Annotated in this window: 14 protein-coding genes and 1 pseudogene; 10 read left to right on the top strand and 5 right to left on the bottom strand. The window is 60.4% G+C overall.

The genetic code is table 11. The features are described from left to right. Positions 1-16: 16 nt before the first annotated feature. On the bottom strand, positions 17-2998 hold the full coding sequence (locus ACM1ZW_RS01235; protein WP_416740038.1) for an RHS repeat-associated core domain-containing protein: 2982 nt from the start codon (positions 2996-2998) through the stop codon (positions 17-19). A 205-nt stretch (positions 2999-3203) separates the two neighbouring features. Here ACM1ZW_RS01235 and ACM1ZW_RS01230 point away from each other — a divergent pair, with 205 nt between their 5' ends. The 5 genes from ACM1ZW_RS01230 (at position 3204) to ACM1ZW_RS01210 (ending at position 7511) form a co-directional block, all read left to right on the top strand. Then, positions 3204-4010 (top strand): alpha/beta fold hydrolase, encoded by an 807-nt coding sequence (locus ACM1ZW_RS01230; RefSeq protein WP_017340155.1) that lies wholly within the window; start codon positions 3204-3206, stop codon positions 4008-4010. Then, positions 4007-4861, top strand: a complete 855-nt coding sequence (locus ACM1ZW_RS01225; protein ID WP_414879092.1) for an alpha/beta hydrolase — start codon at positions 4007-4009, stop codon at positions 4859-4861. Before ACM1ZW_RS01230 ends, ACM1ZW_RS01225 begins: the two co-directional genes overlap by 4 nt. Before the next feature lie 50 nt (positions 4862-4911). Continuing rightward, the gene (locus tag ACM1ZW_RS01220; RefSeq protein ID WP_416740037.1) at positions 4912-5571 is read left to right on the top strand and encodes a glutathione S-transferase family protein; all 660 of its coding nucleotides are present in this window, start codon (positions 4912-4914) and stop codon (positions 5569-5571) included. 8 nt (positions 5572-5579) lie between these two features. Further along, positions 5580-6386, top strand: a complete 807-nt coding sequence (locus ACM1ZW_RS01215) for a DUF4892 domain-containing protein (RefSeq protein ID WP_414879094.1) — start codon at positions 5580-5582, stop codon at positions 6384-6386. Positions 6387-6455: 69 nt separating this feature from the next. After that, positions 6456-7511 carry an AI-2E family transporter gene (locus ACM1ZW_RS01210; protein WP_017340151.1) on the top strand — a complete coding sequence of 352 codons (1056 nt, stop codon included), beginning with the start codon at positions 6456-6458 and terminating at the stop codon, positions 7509-7511. A 120-nt stretch (positions 7512-7631) separates the two neighbouring features. Here ACM1ZW_RS01210 and xopAW read toward each other — a convergent pair whose 3' ends face one another. From xopAW to ACM1ZW_RS01195, 3 genes are all read right to left on the bottom strand, one after another. Further along, entirely contained in the window at positions 7632-8276 is a 645-nt protein-coding gene (gene xopAW / locus ACM1ZW_RS01205; RefSeq protein ID WP_017340150.1) for a XopAW family type III secretion system calcium-binding effector, read from the bottom strand. A gap of 138 nt (positions 8277-8414) precedes the next feature. Then, positions 8415-9464, bottom strand: coding sequence for a sensor histidine kinase (locus ACM1ZW_RS01200; protein ID WP_414879095.1), 1050 nt, complete (start codon positions 9462-9464; stop codon positions 8415-8417). Next, the gene (locus ACM1ZW_RS01195; protein WP_017340148.1) at positions 9464-10222 is read right to left on the bottom strand and encodes a response regulator; all 759 of its coding nucleotides are present in this window, start codon (positions 10220-10222) and stop codon (positions 9464-9466) included. The genes ACM1ZW_RS01200 and ACM1ZW_RS01195 overlap by 1 nt, the downstream gene beginning before the upstream one ends. Positions 10223-10515: 293 nt before the next feature. Here ACM1ZW_RS01195 and pyrF point away from each other — a divergent pair, with 293 nt between their 5' ends. Further along, the gene (pyrF, locus tag ACM1ZW_RS01190; protein ID WP_416740036.1) at positions 10516-11214 is read left to right on the top strand and encodes an orotidine-5'-phosphate decarboxylase; all 699 of its coding nucleotides are present in this window, start codon (positions 10516-10518) and stop codon (positions 11212-11214) included. Between the two features lie 139 nt (positions 11215-11353). On the opposite strand, the gene ACM1ZW_RS01185 is transcribed toward pyrF, so the two are convergent. After that, entirely contained in the window at positions 11354-12358 is a 1005-nt protein-coding gene (locus ACM1ZW_RS01185) for an NADP-dependent oxidoreductase (RefSeq protein ID WP_416740035.1), read from the bottom strand. A gap of 236 nt (positions 12359-12594) precedes the next feature. Here ACM1ZW_RS01185 and ACM1ZW_RS01180 point away from each other — a divergent pair, with 236 nt between their 5' ends. The 4 genes and pseudogenes from ACM1ZW_RS01180 to ACM1ZW_RS01165 all read left to right on the top strand — a co-directional run bounded on the left by ACM1ZW_RS01180 (position 12595) and on the right by ACM1ZW_RS01165 (position 17537). Continuing rightward, positions 12595-13356: an SDR family oxidoreductase gene (locus tag ACM1ZW_RS01180; RefSeq protein WP_017340145.1), complete on the top strand. Its 762-nt coding sequence runs from the start codon at positions 12595-12597 to the stop codon at positions 13354-13356. 725 nt (positions 13357-14081) lie between these two features. Continuing rightward, positions 14082-15464, top strand: a complete 1383-nt coding sequence (locus ACM1ZW_RS01175; RefSeq protein WP_416740034.1) for a PLP-dependent aminotransferase family protein — start codon at positions 14082-14084, stop codon at positions 15462-15464. Between the two features lie 108 nt (positions 15465-15572). Next, positions 15573-16628: pseudogene (locus tag ACM1ZW_RS01170) on the top strand (HAMP domain-containing protein); the annotation flags it as partial. A 27-nt stretch (positions 16629-16655) separates the two neighbouring features. Continuing rightward, positions 16656-17537: a methyl-accepting chemotaxis protein gene (locus ACM1ZW_RS01165; RefSeq protein ID WP_414885171.1), complete on the top strand. Its 882-nt coding sequence runs from the start codon at positions 16656-16658 to the stop codon at positions 17535-17537. The last annotated feature ends 64 nt before the right edge of the window (positions 17538-17601 follow it).

Here is a 17601-nt window from a genome sequence, read left to right as displayed (position 1 = left end):
CGGGATGGGCTGGTCATTAACTCGACGAGCCTCTGTGTCTGATCGTCATGGGAATGTCATGGCCGTTGGGCAGATCGGGATGGTAGCTCTCACCGATCGCCGGGGTGAAGTTGTCCAGAGTGAAGTCACCGTCACCAATTTGGAACAGTTCAGCGGTGCCGCGCTGCACATGCTGACCTAGCAATGTTCGAACGGTGGTATACGCGCTCAAGGTGCTCTGCAACCCCATAGTGAGGTTGGGGTTCGTTATAGAATCAGTCAGCGGTGATGATAAGTACGTCAGCGAAGCTGTAACACTCGTTGCGGCTGTACGGGTAAAGAGTCCGTACATCAACTCCCAAAGCCTTGGCACTTGCAGTCGATTTGTTCCCCGGGTATAGGTTCCGCCCAAAAACGCATTGATTGTGATGGTGGAAGCTGCGTCGATACCTTCGACGGTAGCACTGATGAACAGTCCTACCACGGCCGACGTTTCGGCTCGAGCTGCTCCTGTGCCGAACAGTGCGGATCCATAAACCAATGCACGGAAAAACGCGCTAAGTGCGGAGGGTGGCAACGTCACTCTCGGGCCCAGTTCCGCGTTCGTTCTCTGGGCAGCCTCTCTCGTGAGGTTCCCCGATGCAGAAGTAATGAAAGCGATTGCGGTCGTGTTCAATTCGCCCGGATCACTCCAATATGCATAAAGAGGGATAGCGCCTCCAAACACTGCTCCCACCAACCCTCCCAGGCCTGCTGCCACCCGTTGAGTGGTTCGATTGTTTGTGTAACGAGACGCCATTTGGCTTCCTGCCCCCATCCCCATGGATCCCCAAGCCATCGCTCCTACACCGGTGCCCAGCACCGTCATGGCGAGGTTGACACCAGGATCGACACTTCGGCCATCCGAGCCCTCCGTTTCACTGCTCGCCAATTCAGCAATTCCCATTGCCGTTCCCCATCGAACAAAACCGCCAACAAGAGAGGCTGAAAAATCTCGTCCGAACGATGCCGCTGCTGCGCCGGTCACCTGATTTGACGTGATCAATCCTTGAAGATCGACGTGCCCCACCGGATTGCCATGGACCATGGCGAACAGGTTCAACCCATCGACGACACCACTCGGATCCGCATTCAGCCACCGCTGGCACCACGGCACGTAATACCGATACCCGTAGTAATACAGCCCTGTGGCATCCCGTTGCTGCCCCGAATAACGAATCGTTTTATAACTGGCTTCCAGCTTGTCCCTCCCGGCCCACCAGCAGGTTCCGCCGAAGGGATAGTAGCTTTCCCATGCAATCAGTCTGGCGGCTCCATCCACCTCGACGGTGCTGGAGTTCAAATGATCGGTGAAATTGTAGCGATGCTGATGCTGGGGAATATCTGATGCTGGTCGTTTCTCCCAATGAAGCACCTGCACCGTGCCGCGCCCGGCCTTGACCGTGATGACGTGGAGAATTTCGTCAGGGGACGTACGAATTTCCAGACCCGGCAGGTAGCGGGTTTCGTGCGTACGGGTCAATGTGCCGGTGTAGGCCTGGCGGATTTTGCGCAGGCGTTGGCCGCTGCCGTCGTAGAGGTAAAACTCGATGTCGTCTGGCTCATCCTCACGCACCACTTGGTCTACCTGGCGCAACCGATTGCCCGGATCCCAACGCAGACCTTGTCCCGGTTGAAGACTGGTGCGGTTGCCGTTGACGTCATAACCGGCGGCAATCTCGTTCTCGTCGGGCAGCTCGCCATTGGCTTTTTGCGGCAGATTGCGATTATTGGAACGGGCGATGGCCGTGCGTTCGGTACGGTTTCCACTGTCCGCCTGATGCTGCATGACCTCCAGGTTGCCGGCCTTGTCGTAGGAGTAGAGGCGTGTGTAGTTTTCCAGTTGCCCCGGATCCGGAACGGGCTGGAAGGCCGGTAATTGCGGCCCGCCTGGGGCGTTGCGAAGCTGCCGGCCGCTGGCTTCTATCAGTCGATAGAGACTGTCGTAGCGGTAGCGATCAGTGGGTTCGATTCGCTGGTTGCGGTGATAGTGAATCAGATTGGCAGCATCCGTCAGACAAACAATATTGCCCACCGCGTCATACTCGTAGGTCACCTGTTGCAGGGCTGACTGGCCCTCCACGTATGCTTTCAGCCGGTCAAGTCGGCCATCTTCGTGCCGAAACGTCGCGCACGAAATGACACCGTTTCCTGCGCGTTGGTGTTCGACCAGGCCGAAGGCGTTGTACTGGATGTCACTGACCAGCGTATTTTCTTTGGTCTGCCCGGTCAGCGTGAGGCGGATTTCCTTCAGCTCGCCGGCGCAGTTCTGACTGGATGCCTGAACATTGCCTTTCGCATCGGTCTGCCTGACCGGCTCGCCTGCCGCATTGCAGTGAATGCGGGTGACAGCGGGTTCATCCTCCAGAAAAACATCGCACTCGTCCTCGGTTTCGGGCCAGTCCACGGACCATAGCGGATCGTCGACAAACGTACGGCTGTGTACCAGCGGCGTGCCGGCGAGGCCGAATTCAATGAAGCGCAAAGAACCTGCGGTGTCGTCCTGTCGAATCAACTGACCGCGCCGGTTATGTGATTCATCGGCGCTGTTGTCGGCATAGGCATACCTCGCGATGCAACGTTGTGGTCCACCGTGGGCGCTTTCAAATGCGGCGATTGGCCGACGTTGCCCGTCGTAACGCACCTGGCTTTGACTGAGCTTCTGATCCCAACCCTCAACGCCTTGCCCATCTTCGCCGAGCAATCCCAGACGCCATCCAGCATCACCGTTTTCGGACAGCAGCACGGCCCCCGACAAACTGACCACATTGAGTTGATTGGCTGCCGACCGGCCTTCCAGGTGCAAGAGAAACAGCCTTGGATCGCGGCTTAGTACTGCACGCCCGGCAACGCTGTGGATCTGCTGGGTGATGCAGCTTTCCGGCGCTTGCGCACCGTCGCGCCGGTGATACGCCACTTCGCGCACGCCCAGTCTCCGAGCGTCGATCACTTCAATGGCGGGCGTGTTTGCATGAGTCATGGCGGGCGTTGTCTGAGGTTTGGCGATTCCGTTTTTATCCTCGTCATGGGGCCCGATAGTCAACTGTCAGAAATAACAGGTACAGGTCAAGAACAGGGGTTATAGGCATGGCGCGACTGTCATCATTCCTGGCAGTTACAGTCATTGCGGATCCCGGCGGGCTTGCGGACAATCGAGCTCTGTTTTCGTTGATGGATCGGCCGGTATGTCGCAGCAGATATTTTTCGCCCACGCCAATGGCTTTCCCTCGGGAACCTACGGCAAGTTGTTCACGGCGTTGGCGCCTGAGTATCAGGTCGCGCACTTGCAGCAGCACGCCCACGACCCGCGTTTCCCGGCGGACGACAACTGGAGCAACCTGGTGGACGAGCTGATTCATCACCTGGAGCAGCAGCCGGAACCGGTGTGGGGGGTGGGCCATTCCTTTGGTGGCGTGCTGCACCTGCACGCGGCGTTGCGTTGCCCCGAACTGTATCGTGGCGTGGTGATGCTCGATTCGCCGGTGCTGACCCGTGCCGATCAATGGGTCATCCGTGCCGCCAAGCGCTTCGGTTTTATCGACCGCCTGACCCCGGCCGGTCGGACGTTGGGGCGGCGGGAAGAGTTCACCGATCTGGAAGCTGCCCGATTGTATTTCGCTGGAAAAACCCTGTTTCGCAGCTTCGACCCGGAATGTTTCGACGCTTACCTGCAACACGGTCTGCACAAGGTTGGCGACAAACTGCGCCTGCGTTTCGACCCTGCCACGGAAATCAGCATCTACCGTGGCGTGCCCCACACCAGCCCCGGCCGGGCACGGCAGCTGAAAGTGCCACTGGCGGTGGTGCGTGGCCACAAGAGTCGGGTTGTGATGCGCCATCACGCCAGTTCCGTCGGGCGCATGCCGTTGGGCGAATCCCTGACCATGCCCGGCGGGCACATGTTTCCCCTCGAACGCCCACAGGACACCGCCACGCTGCTGAAAAACCTGTTCAGCCGCTGGGAAGGTCGCCGGCAGCAGGATCACGCATGAGTCATGTCGTTGAAGAAGTCCGCCTGAGCCTGCCGCACATCGAGCTGGCAGCGCACCTGTTTGGCCCCGAAGACGGCTTGCCGGTGATTGCCTTGCACGGCTGGCTGGACAACGCCAACAGCTTTGCCCGGTTGGCGCCGAAGCTCAAAGGGCTGCGCATCATTGCGCTGGACATGGCCGGTCACGGTCATTCCGGGCATCGGCCGCCCGGCGCCGGTTATGCAATGTGGGACTACGCCCACGACGTGCTGCAAGTCGCCGAACAGCTTGGCTTGAAGCGTTTTGCGCTGATGGGGCACTCCATGGGCGCGATCGCTTCGTTGATCATCGCCGGTTCGCTACCGGAACGTGTCACCCATCTGGCCTTGATAGACGGCATCATTCCTCCTACAGACAAAGGCGAAAATGCAGCCGAGCGCATGGGCATGGCCCTGCAAGCGCAACTGGATCTGCGGGAAAAACGCAAACCGGTCTACGACACCCTCGACCGCGCCATCGAAGCGCGCATGAAAGGGCTGGTCGCCGTCAGCCGCGAAGCCGCCGAACTGCTGGCCCAGCGTGGCTTGATGCCAGTGCCGGGGGGCTACACCTGGCGGACCGACAACCGTCTGACGCTGCCGTCGCCGCTGCGTCTGACCACTGAACAGGCCATGGCCTTCGTCCAGCGGGTCAGCTGTCCTGCACTGCTGGTCGTCGCGGGTGACGGCATGCTCGCCAAACATCCCGAGCTGCTGGAGCGTCTACCCTTTAGCCATGAACAGCTGCCTGGCGGTCATCATTTGCACCTGAATGACGAATCCGGTGCCGACCTTGTCGCAGACTGTTTCAATCGGTTCTTCGCCGTTCCTTGACTTGCGCCGGGCAACTGTCGAGGCTGGGCGGGTTGAAATGGGAGACAACCATGATAGATCTCTACACCGCTGCGACCCCGAATGGCCACAAGGTCTCTATCGTGTTCGAGGAACTCGGCCTGCCCTACACGGTGCACGCCTTGAGTTTCGACAAGAAGGAACAGAAGTCCGCGGACTTCCTCAAGATCAACCCCAATGGGCGCATCCCGGCGATTGTCGACCGCGCCAACGGCGATTTTGCCGTGTTCGAATCCGGCGCGATCCTGATCTACCTCGCTGAAATGACCGGCAAACTGCTGCCTCTGGACCCCAAGGGTCGTTCGGTGGTGATGCAGTGGCTGATGTTCCAGATGGGGGGAATCGGCCCGATGCAGGGGCAGGCCAACGTGTTTTTCCGTTACTTTCCGGAGAAACTCCAGGGCGCCATCGACCGCTATCAGCATGAAACCCGTCGCCTGTATGAAGTGCTCGACACGCGCCTGCAAGACGTGGAATTTCTGGCTGGTGATTACAGCATTGCCGACATCGCCACTTATCCATGGGTGCGCGGCCACGAGTGGTCAGGTGTCGCCGTGGACGGCTTGACGGCCCTGCAGGGCTGGATGGCGACTATGGAAGCGCGTCCGGCGGTGCAGCGAGGTTTGCTCGTTCCCGAACGCATCGACGATGCCAGCGTCATCAAGGGTGCCCAGGCCATGCTGATCCGATGAGTTTATCCATGCGTTCAATCAGTCTGCTGGCGCTGTGTTGTTTCAGTCCTCTGGTGTTTGCCGCCGATGTGCCGGGCAGTCAGGACCTGCCGATCGTGCCGCGGGTGACCGATTCGCAGATCGTCGACTATCGCCCGGCGGTCGAACTCGAGCGGATCTATCCGCTGGGTTCAATCCGCAAGATCAGCGGCCAGCTGCGTTTCGACGGCCAGGTCAGCGCCCGCGGGCAAACCACTTCGGTGACCTACGAGTTGCCACCGGAGCATTCGTCAATCGAAGCGTTTACCGTCGCTCGCGAAGCCTTGCAGAAGCAGGACGCGCAGTTGCTGTTCTGGTGCCAGGCCCGTGATTGCGGTGAAAGCAGCCTGTGGGCCAATGAAGTCTTCGGCAATGCCAAGCTCTATGGCGCTGATGATCAGCAGGCCTATCTGCTGTTGCGGTTGGCCGCGCCAAAGGACAACACCCTCGTGGCGCTGTACAGCATCACTCGCGGCAATCGCAAAGCCTATCTGCACGTCGAACAGTTCGACGCGGCTGCACCGCTGGGCGATCTGCTGCCAACCTCCGCAACGTTGTTGCGAGAGCTCAAAAGCACTGGTGAACTCGACTTTCCGAAATTGACCGATGCGCCTGACGAGACCTGGCTGCGCTTGCTCTCGCGCGGCCTGAACCTGGACACGACCCTGCGGGTCAGCGTTTCCGGACCCAATGCCGAAGCCTGGCGTCAGGCATTGATGAGCCAGGGCGTACGGTCGGCGCGGATGGAGACGGGCAGCGTCGAAGGCTCTGGCTTGCACATCGAGCTGTTGCGATAAGTTGTATCAGGCGAACGCGCTGGCCGCGTTCGCCTATTCTTTTGCGAACTGACATTTTTCGAGATTCGGATGATCAATAACGATCGGCTGTTGGTGCAGATCCTGCTCCTGGTGCTGTTTGGCGCGAGCCTCTGGGTGATGGCCCCGTTCTGGTCGGCCATGTTCTGGGGCGCGGTGCTGGCGTTCGCCAGTTGGCCGCTGATGCGTTTGCTGACCCATTGGCTCAAAGGTCGCGAATCCCTGGCGGCGGCATTGCTGACCCTGGGCTGGATGTTGGTGGTGGCGTTGCCGCTGGTGTGGCTGGGTTTCAACCTGGCAGACCATGTGCGAGACGCCACGGCGTTCATCAAGGATGTGCAAATGGATGGCTTGCCCGAGGCTCCGACCTGGCTGGGCAGTATTCCTCTTGTAGGCGAACGGCTGGTGGCGATCTGGAACAGCATCGATCAGCAAGGCGCGGCAATGATGGTGGCGCTCAAACCTTATCTGGGGCAGGTCGGTAACTGGCTGCTGGCGCGCAGTGCACAGATTGGCGGCGGCATTCTCGAGCTGACGCTGAGCATTGTGTTCGTGTTCTTTTTCTACCGGGACGGGCCGCGACTGGCGGCGTTTGTCCACAGCCTGCTGCAGCGGTTGATCGGGGATCGCGCCGGTTACTACATCGAATTGGTGGCGGGTACGGTGCAGCGGGTGGTGAACGGTGTGATCGGGACGGCGGCTGCCCAGGCGGTGCTGGCGTTGATCGGCTTCCTGATTGCCGGAGTGCCTGGCGCGCTGGTGCTTGGCATTGTCACCTTCATGCTCAGCCTGATTCCCATGGGGCCGCCGTTGGTGTGGATACCGGCGACCGCCTGGCTGGCCTGGAAGGGCGAGTACGGGATGGCAGTATTCCTCGGGATCTGGGGCACCTTCATCATCAGCGGGGTCGACAATGTGCTCAAGCCTTACCTGATCAGTCGCGGCGGGAATTTGCCGTTGGTGATCGTGCTGTTGGGGGTGTTTGGCGGGTTGATCGCTTTTGGCTTCATCGGCCTGTTTATCGGGCCGACGTTGTTGGCCGTGGCGTATAGCCTGTTGACCGACTGGAGCAAGAGTCAGGCGCGGGTGGAAGATCGCCGTCCTTAAGCCTTGAGTCGAGGCGAATGGCCCCTTCGCGGGCAAGCCCGCTTCCGCAAGGATCGAGGTGAACACATCATCTGTGAGCACTACGAAATCTGAGGGAGCGGGCCCGCGAAGCTTTTGACTTTAAGTCGCCACGTTCAGGTACTTGCCCACCGTCGCCACCTTGTCGAGCGAGTACTGCTTGCTCAGGTTGGCGATCATTTTGTTCAGCGCTTCCGTCACGTTCGCCTGATCGGTGGAGCTGTCGCCATTCTTCTCGCGACCGGCCTGCAAGGCAGCGTTTAATTCGTCGCTGCTGACGCCGCCACTGCTGTCGCTATCCAAGACCTTGAACAACGCAGCACTGGTGTCGGTGCTTGTCGATGAGGTGCTGTCGCTGGCCTGCAACGCGCTGCTCAGTTCGTCACCGCTGATGGCACCGTCGCCATCGGCGTCCAGAGCACTGACCAGCGCATCGGCCAGTTCTGTGGCCGGTGCCTGATCACGCGGCGGTGGCGGAGGAGGCGCCATCGCGGCTATTTCTTCGTTGCTCAGGCTACCGCTGTCGTCACTGTCCAGGTCGGCGAAGTTTTTACTCAGGCTGACCAGCAAACCGTCATCGGACTTCTCCGACAGGGCGCTTTTGAGCTCGTCCTGATCCACCGAGCCATCGCTGTTGGTGTCGAGTTTGGCGAGCAGTTCTTTCTGGAATTGCTGGCTGCGGGCGCTGCTGGTGGTGGTGCTGGCGGTGCTGTTATAGCTCGTGTAGTTGCTGACGCTACCGATCATTGGGCTCACTCCCTGGAATGGAAAGCCGGCGGGTGCACCGGCTTATGCAGCCTCAAGGAGCAAGTTGTCGTGGGTATGTGGAGTTTGTACCGAGTGCTACACACAGGTCTGCGGCCAGACACAGACCCTGTGTCTGGCTCAGGTGCGAGGCAGACGGATAATCGCGGTCAAACCGCCACCTCGGGTTTCTTCCAGCGTCAATTGCCCACCCAGCCGTTCAGCCGCCTCGCGCGCAATGGTCATCCCCAGCCCGACACCACCGGAGTTGCGATTACGCGAACCTTCGAGGCGAAAGAAAGGTTCAAACACGGCTTCGCGTTTATCCGCGGCGATCCCCGGTCCATGGTCGATCACCCGAATCACCAGGTGTTCGCGATGGTCTTCAAGCGCGATCTGCGCCTGCCCGGCATAACGCAGGGCGTTGTCCAGCAAGTTGTTGATGCACGAGCGCAGGGCCATCGGCTGGACCTGCAACGGTGCGCAGTGGCCGTTGGCCTGGACATCAGAACCCTGGTCCTGGGCATTTTCGCTCAGGGATTCGACCAGCGCCTGCACGTCCATCCATTGCGGGGCCTCGCTGGTGCGCTGTTCGTGCAGGTAGGTGAGGGTGGCGTCGAGCATGCTGATCATGTCGTCCAGATCCTGGCGCATCTGACCTTGCAGTTTGTTGTCGTCGATCTGTTCCAGCCGCAGCTTGAGCCGGGACAGCGGCGTGCGCAGGTCATGGGAGACCGCGCCGAGCATCCGCGAACGCTGCTGCATCTGTTCGATGATGCGTTTTTGCATCAGGTTGAAGGTGTAGGCCGCCTGCCGGGCTTCCCGTGGGCCGGACTCGTCCAGCGGTGGGCTGTCGAGGTTTTCGCTCAGGCGCTCGGCGGCGTCGCTCAGGCGCTGGATCGGCCGACTCAGCAGTTTTGCGCCGTACCAGGCCGCTATGATCAGCGAAATCAGCTGGAATGTAAGTGGCACCAGCGGCCCGCCGAACCAGGGCCGCGGTGGTCGCTTGTCGAACCGCGGGTCCATCGGCGGGCGTTGTCCGTCAAGACCTTGGGAGAACTCCGGCGGTGGCGGCGGCGGAGGTGGGCCGTAATGATGAAACCAGGCAAACGCGAGCAGATGCGCCAGGATAATCGCCACCAGCAGCACGCCAAACAGGCGGCCGAACAGCGTATCGAAGCGCGCACGCATCAGCCGATGTCTCGGGCGTCGAACAGGTAACCCTCACCGCGAACGGTCTTGATCAACTGCGGGGCTTTCGGGTCGTCCCCGAGTTTCTGGCGCAGACGCGAGACCAGCAGGTCGATGCTGCGATCAAAGGCTTCGATCGAGCGACCACGCGCTGCATCCAGCAACTGTTCGCGACTGAGCACCCGGCGCGGCCGTTCGATGAACACCCACAGCAAGCGGAATTCGGCGTTGGACAGCGGAACCACCAGGCCATCCGCCGCGATCAACTGGCGCAGGACGCTGTTCAGGCGCCAGTTGTCGAAGCGAACATTCGCACGCTGTTCGGTGCGGTCGTCGCGCACTCGCCGCAGAATGGTCTGAATCCGCGCGACCAGTTCTCGGGGTTCGAACGGCTTGGCCATGTAGTCGTCGGCGCCGAGTTCCAGGCCGATGATCCGGTCGGTGGGTTCGCAGCGTGCGGTGAGCATCAGGATCGGGATGTCCGATTCGGCGCGCAGCCAGCGGCACAGTGACAGACCGTCTTCACCGGGCAGCATCAGGTCAAGCACCACCACGTCGAAATGCTCGGCTTGCAGCGCCAGACGCATGGCGGCGCCATCGGTGACGCCGCTGGCGTGGATGTTGAACCGGGCCAGGTAGTCGATCATCAGTTCGCGGATCGGGACGTCATCGTCGACGATCAGCGCGCGAATGCTCCAGCGCTTGTCGTCGCCGGGCGCTTTTTGATCGTCGTTCAAGGGGGCTTGGGTGCTGTGCATGCGTGCGTTCATCTGCCAGGTAGGCTGCCAACCACAAAGATAGGCTGCGAGGTTGTGGCTTCAGCATAGGCGTCCGGCCCTGAGGCGGGAAGTGCTGTAAGGACGTGTTGCGGCTGCCGAGGGTAGCGGACAAGGGTGTTGCGGGCGTGTCGTGTGTGTATCGGTCTCGACACAATCGGCGAACGGGCTAGTCTTGGCTGAGCGCCGACGACGATTTACCGATCATCGGGTCCCGCAGCCGCGCTGGTTCCGCTACAATGCGCGCCGATTTCGTCCTGCCTGAGAGCCCGCACATGTCCGTCTGCCAGACTCCTATCATCGTCGCCCTGGATTTCCCCACCCGTGACGCCGCACTGAAGCTGGCCGATCAGTTGGACCCGAAACTGTGCCGGGTCAAAGTCGGCAAGGAACTGTTCACCAGCTGCGCGTCGGAAATCGTCGGCACCTTGCGCGACAAGGGTTTCGAAGTGTTCCTCGACCTCAAGTTCCACGACATCCCGAACACCACCGCCATGGCGGTAAAGGCGGCGGCGGAAATGGGCGTGTGGATGGTCAACGTCCATTGCTCCGGCGGTCTGCGCATGATGGCTGCCTGCCGTGAAGTGCTGGGCCAGCGCAGCGGCCCGAAACCGCTGCTGATCGGCGTGACCGTGCTGACCAGCATGGAGCGTGAAGACCTGGCAGGCATTGGTCTGGACATCGAACCGCAGGAGCAGGTGCTGCGCCTGGCGGCACTCGCGGAAAAAGCCGGGATGGACGGTCTGGTGTGCTCGGCACTGGAAGCCCAGGCCTTGAAATCGGCTCACCCGTCGTTGCAACTGGTGACCCCGGGGATTCGTCCGGCGGGCAGCGCCCAGGACGATCAACGCCGCATCCTGACCCCGCGTCAGGCGCTGGATGCCGGTTCCGACTACCTGGTGATCGGCCGTCCGATCAGCCAGGCGGCGGATCCGGCCAAGGCGTTGGCAGACGTAGTGGCCGAAATCGCCTGACCAAACGCTGAAGATCCCATGTGGGAGCGAGCCTGCTCGCGATGAGGGAGTATCAGTCGACATCAATGTTGTCTGATATACCGCTATCGCCGAGCCGGTCTCGCTCCCACATTTTTTTGTGGACACTTCGGTAACTGCGTTAAACCTTCAGCACCAACTTCCCGAAGTTCTCTCCGCTGAACAATTTCATCAGCGTCTCCGGGAACGTCTCCAGCCCTTCATCAATGTCTTCCTTGCTCTTGAGCTGCCCCTTGGCCATCCAGCCGGCCATTTCCTGTCCGGCAGCGGCGAACTGCGCGGCATAGTCCATCACCACAAAGCCCTCCATCCGTGCGCGGTTCACCAACAGCGACAGGTAGTTGGCGGGCCCTTTGACCGCTTCCTTGTTGTTGTACTGGCTGATGGCGCCGCAAATCACCACCCGTGCCTTCATGTTCAGGCGACTCAGCACCGCATCGAGGATATCGCCGCCGACGTTATCGAAATAAACGTCGATGCCTTTCGGGCATTCACGCTTGAGGCCGGCGACGACATCTTCGTTCTTGTAATCGATGGCGCCGTCAAAACCCAGTTCGTCGATGAGGAACTTGCACTTGTCCGCGCCGCCCGCGATGCCGATCACACGGCAACCTTTGATCTTGGCAATCTGCCCGGCAATACTGCCCACCGCCCCGGCCGCACCGGACAGCACCACCGTGTCGCCTTCTTTTGGCGCACCGACATCGAGCAGGGCAAAGTAGGCGGTCATCCCGGTCATGCCCAGTGCGGACAGATAAACCGGGAGCGGTGCCAGTTTCGGATCAACCTTGTAGAAACCGCGCGGCTCGCCAAGGAAATAATCCTGCACCCCCAGGGCGCCATTGACATAGTCACCGACCGCAAAACCTGGATTGTTCGACGCCACGACTTTGCCTACGCCCAATGCGCGCATGACCTCGCCGATACCAACCGGCGGAATGTAGGACTTGCCTTCGTTCATCCAGCCACGCATGGCCGGGTCCAGGGACAAATATTCGTTTTTGACCAGGATCTGACCCGCGGCCGGCTCTCCGACCGGTACTTCCTGATAGGTGAACGTCTCGCGGGTAGCCGCGCCCACCGGACGTTTGGCAAGCAGGAACTGGCGATTGGTCTGGGTAGTCATGACAGGCACTCAAGATGAATGAAGTCTTGTTGATAGACCTTCATGGACCGCCCCGCAAGTTTGGCTGATGCGGCGAATGCACATCGATCCAGTGCAGTGATAGTCAGTGTGGCGGTTCTATCACTGCAACTCATGGGCGCCCAACCGGCCTTCTGATAGTGCTGCCGTGGCGGTAGCGCCTGTGGCTAGACTGGGCGCAAGCGAACCCCCGCATTCTTCTCTTCGAGGACAAAACAATGAGCATGACGTTTTCCGGCCAGGTCGCCGTCGTAACGGGCGCTGCCAATGGTATCGGTCGCGCGACCGCCCAGGCGTTCGCCGCCGAAGGGTTGAAAGTGGTGGTGGCCGACATGGATACGGCTGGTGGCGAGGGCACCGTGGCGCTGATTCGCACGGCAGGCGGCGAAGCGACCTTCGTGCGTTGCAACGTCACCGTGGAAAGCGATGTGAAAAATCTGATGGACGAGGTGGTGAGGTCCTACGGTCGTCTCGACTATGCCTTCAACAATGCCGGCATCGAGATTGAAAAAGGCAAACTGGCCGAAGGCACGGTCGACGAGTTCGACGCCATCATGGGCGTTAACGTCAAGGGCGTCTGGTTGTGCATGAAGTACCAGCTGCCGCTGTTGCTGGCACAAGGCGGTGGCGCGATCGTCAACACCGCTTCGGTCGCCGGCCTGGGCGCTGCGCCGAAGATGAGCATTTACGCCGCATCGAAACACGCGGTGATCGGCCTGACCAAATCGGCGGCCATCGAATACGCCAAGAAAAAAATCCGCGTGAATGCGGTGTGCCCGGCGGTCATCGACACCGACATGTTCCGCCGCGCCTATGAAGCCGACCCGAAGAAGGGCGAGTTCGCCAGCGCCATGCATCCGGTGGGTCGTATTGGCAAGGTTGAAGAGATCGCCAGTGCAGTGCTGTATCTGTGCAGCGATGGTGCTGCGTTTACGACCGGTCATTCGCTGGCAGTGGATGGGGGCGTTACCGCGTTCTGATTCGCGGCGGTTGTTGGTGGATATATCCTTTTCCGCAGTAACCGCGGCTATTGGTTGTGCCCTTACGGCAGGTCACTTGGAAAAGCACCCAGTAACCCAGCGCTCTTGCGCCTTTCGTTCGGTGCCTCGCTCTGGTCCTGCTCCGTGGGCCCGACGCCATCGGCCATCCATGGCCGGGGTGGCTACCGCACGGCCTATTCCGCTGGCAAGCCAACTCCCACAGTGATTTTTGGCAGAAATGAAATGTGTGTTCACCGCCGATGATCTTGGTGGACTTCAGGTCGGCTACCAGGCCGCCTCGCTCTGTTTTTGATCTTGATCTGCCCCGTCGGAAGGCCGAGTGCAGGTTCTGCGCAGTGGGCAACCCGGCATGGATGCCGGGTTAGCCGCCCCCGGCCATGGATGGCCGATGGCGGCGGGCCCACGGAGCAGGACCGGAGCGAGGGCATGCCGAGCCTAAGCGAGGCACCGTACGTCAGGGGCGAGAGCGCTTGGTTACTTGGCGCTTTTCCAAGTAACCCGCCGTAAGGGCGGAACCAATAGCCGCCGTTACCGCAGCAATGGATATGTACCCCCAACCCCAACCCCCGTTTTTGCTCCGTGAAAGTGCCAGGCAATGTGTTTCAAATGGTTAGAACCACGAGTTTTGACGGCGTTGTCGCACAGCCCATCGAGCGCGCCTGTGATTAACTGATTCCGTCAAACGAACAGGAGTTTGCTTGCTCATGGAATTGAGAATCGATCGACAGGCCTTGGTGCCGGTCGTACAGCAAGTCGTCGACGCGTTAGCGTGCTGGCTGCGTCAGAGCGACATAGAACCGGGGACGCGTTTGCCGTCTGCACGGCAAATCGCACGGACCAATTTACTCAGCCTGTCCAGCGTCGTTGAAGCGTGCGAGAGGCTGGTGGCTCAAGGGGTGCTGGCGTCGCGTCATGGCGCCGGATTCATTGTCGCTGCCCCCACGTTGGCCGCTGCGGATTCACCCTGGTTCGAGGGCGCGGAGTTGCAGCCATTCAACGCTGCGGGCGGGCTGAATCTGGGGGGTGGAGGGCTCCCCGAAAGCTGGCGCGAAACGGATGATCTGACTTATGCAATCCGGGAGGTCAGCCGTACCGACATGGCTGGTCTGTTCAATTACAGCTCGCCGCTGGGGCTGCTTGCGTTGCGTCAACAAATCATCAAACGCTTGAGCCCGCTGGATATCGACGCAGAAGAAAACCGGATCATGACGACAGCAGGGGCCAGTCAGGGGCTCGACCTGATCGTGCGTACCTTGCTCAAACCGGGTGATTGCGTCGTGGTCGAAAGTCCCGGTTATTCCTTGCTGTTCGAGATGCTCAGGCTGCATGGCGTCTCGATGATCGAAGTCCCGCGCACCCCGCGCGGGCCGGACATCGAGGTGCTTGAGTCACTGCTGCTTGAGAAAAAGCCCCGTGCGTTGTTCATCAACAGCTTCTATCACAACCCTACTGGCAGCAACCTGACGCCGGTGGTGGCGCAGCGGATTCTGCATCTGGCCAAAAACCACGGCGTGCTGGTGATTGAGGACGACGTCTACGCGGACCTGCACAGTGGCCCCGGTACTCGGCTCGCCGCGCTGGATACTGATGACAACGTCATCTACGTCGGCAGCTTCTCCAAAACCCTCAGCAGCTCATTGCGGGTCGGCTTTGTAGTGGCCGGTGCCGAGGTTATTTCGCGACTGGCCGAGGTCAAGCGGATCAGCAGTCTGGGTGCTTCCGGATTTTGTGAGTCGGTACTGGCCCGCTTGCTGGCCAGCGGTGCTTACCGCAAGTTGGTGCTGCGGCTGCGGCAGCGTCTGAGACATGACCGAGAAGCCGCATTGCAGGTGCTGGAAGATGCCGAGTGGGAGGTTTTCGGCAAACCCGTCGGCGGTTTGTTCATCTGGGCGCGATCGCGCAAGTCCGACTACGCTCACGTGCGGACACAGGCACGGCGCTTCGGCGTCCTACTGTCTTCCACGACGGCATTCAGCCCCGCCAGTGAGGCCAGTGACTGGCAGCGTATCAATGTGGCTTGCGCCTGTGATCCGCGAGCCCGGGCGTTTTTTCAGGCCACCGCTCCGGATCGACCTCAAGCGTTCTGAAAACGACGTAGGCGTAGCTTTTTGCCATTATTCCGACGCCAGAGACTTGTGTTGACACAGGCCGGTTGCGAATCTGCGTCAACAGACTATGTCAGGGGACTAAGTGCAATGATTTCGGCCGTGCAAGGACGTTTTGCCAACCTCGGTATGGCAAAAAAACTGGGTGTCGGGTTTGTGCTGGTGCTGTTGTTGACAGCCCTGGTGGCGGCCATCGGCGTATGGTCCCTGCAAACCATTAGCCATCGCTTCGACGGGCTCAAACAGATGTCGTCGCTCAACAGTGGCTTACTCAAGGTGCGCCTGCTCGAGCAGGAGTACGCCTTGCACGGCAACCCGAAAATTGTCACGGCCTTGCACGAGGGTGTCGATGGCCTGGTCGTCCTGGCGAATCAGCTGAAGGCGCAATCGCCGGCCAACGTACCCGTGATGAGTGACGTCGAACAGTCATTGGGGGCTTACCGCAAAGCGTTTGACGAATTCGTCTCGCTGAGCCAGGCCAAGGACCTTGCACTGGAAATGGCCAGTTGGTCGGTCTCCAGCGTGGCCAATAATCTTGACGTGTTGCAGGCCGGGCTCGCCGATGATGGCGCCTATGCCCTGAAGGAGTCCGAAGGCAAGGACGGTTCCCAGTTCATCGAGCAAGCCAATCAGGTCAGCCAGGTATCGCGGCTGATGCTGCAAGCCATGAACGAAGCGCGTGTGCGCCTGGACCAGAGCCGCAAGGGCGACGACAGCGCCGGGCAAGGCAAGATCGAGCAGGCCGACCAGGCGTTGACTCAGGCCGAGCAATTGAAAACCACGGTCAAGGATGAAGGCTACCTGACTGTCCTCAATGAAGTGGTTGGGCATATCGACGGTTTCAGCGAAAAACTGGCGGAATACACCGGCCTGCTGGCTCAGGAAAAAACCGTTTACGAGCAGTTGCATCAACGCGCCGCGCGGGTCGTGGAGCGGGTGGACCAGGCCTACGTCGCCGAAGACCAGTCGATGCAGGCCGAGCTGAAAAAGAACTCATTGCTGATTATCGGTTCGTCGGCCCTGGCCTTGCTGGTCGGGCTGATCGCGGCTTGGGTGATTACCCGATTGATCGTCGGACCGCTGCGCAGTGTGATTCGCGTCGCTCAGCAGATTGCCGCGGGCGATTTGAGTGCGACGGTTGAAGTGACCCGTCGTGATGAGATCGGCCAATTGATGCAGGCCATGCAGCAGATGGGCGCGGGGCTCAGCAGTATTGTCAGCGGTCTGCAGGCGGGCATCGAGCAGTTGGCCAGTTCGGCTCAGTCGCTGTCGGCGGTGACTGAGCAGACCAATCTTGAAGTGAGCAGCCAGAAGGAAGAAACCGAGCAGGTCGCTACGGCGATGAATCAAATGACCGCTACCGTGCACGACGTTGCGCGTAACGCGGAGGAGGCTGCCCAGGCTGCGCAAACGGCGGACGGCAAGGTCGAAAGTGGCCAGGCGGTGGTGCGTCAGAGCATGGCGCGGATCGAGCAACTGGCGGACTCGGCGTCGTCGGCCAGTTCGAGCATCGAAAGTCTGAGTGCGGAAATCCAGAATATCGGCACGGTGCTCAGTGTCATCAAAAGCGTGGCCGAACAGACCAACCTGTTGGCGCTTAACGCGGCCATCGAGGCGGCGCGCGCCGGCGAGCAGGGCAGGGGGTTTGCGGTGGTTGCCGATGAAGTGCGTGCCCTGGCGAAGCGGACTCAGCAATCGACCGAGGAAATCGAGCGACTGGTCAGTGCCTTGCGCTCGGCAGCGCAGTCGTCGGTGCATCAGATTCAGAGCAGTGGCGAGTTGGTGAAGCTGGCGGTCAGTGATGCGCTACAGACCGAAAGTGCCTTGGGCAGTATTGCGGCGGCGGTGTCGTTGATTCAGCAGATGAACCAGCAGATCGCGGCGGCTGCGGAGGAGCAGAGTTCGGTGGCTGAGGAGATCAACCGCAGTGTGACTAGTATTCGGGCCAGTGCGGATCAGTCTTCCTTGGCGATGCAGGGGAATGCGGCGTCGAGTATTGAGTTGGCGCAGTTGGGGGTTGAGTTGAAGGGGATGGTCGGGCATTTCAGGCTCTGAGGCTTGAGGACTTGGCGGCCTGGTAGCCGACCAGGTTCTTGGTGGTGGTGTGCATATCCATTGC

The organism is Pseudomonas sp. NFX71 (assembly GCF_048079215.1).
Lineage (GTDB): Bacteria > Pseudomonadota > Gammaproteobacteria > Pseudomonadales > Pseudomonadaceae > Aquipseudomonas > Aquipseudomonas fluorescens_B.
The sequence above is the reverse complement of the archived record's forward strand: the minus strand, read 5'-3'. Positions and strand labels throughout refer to the sequence as shown.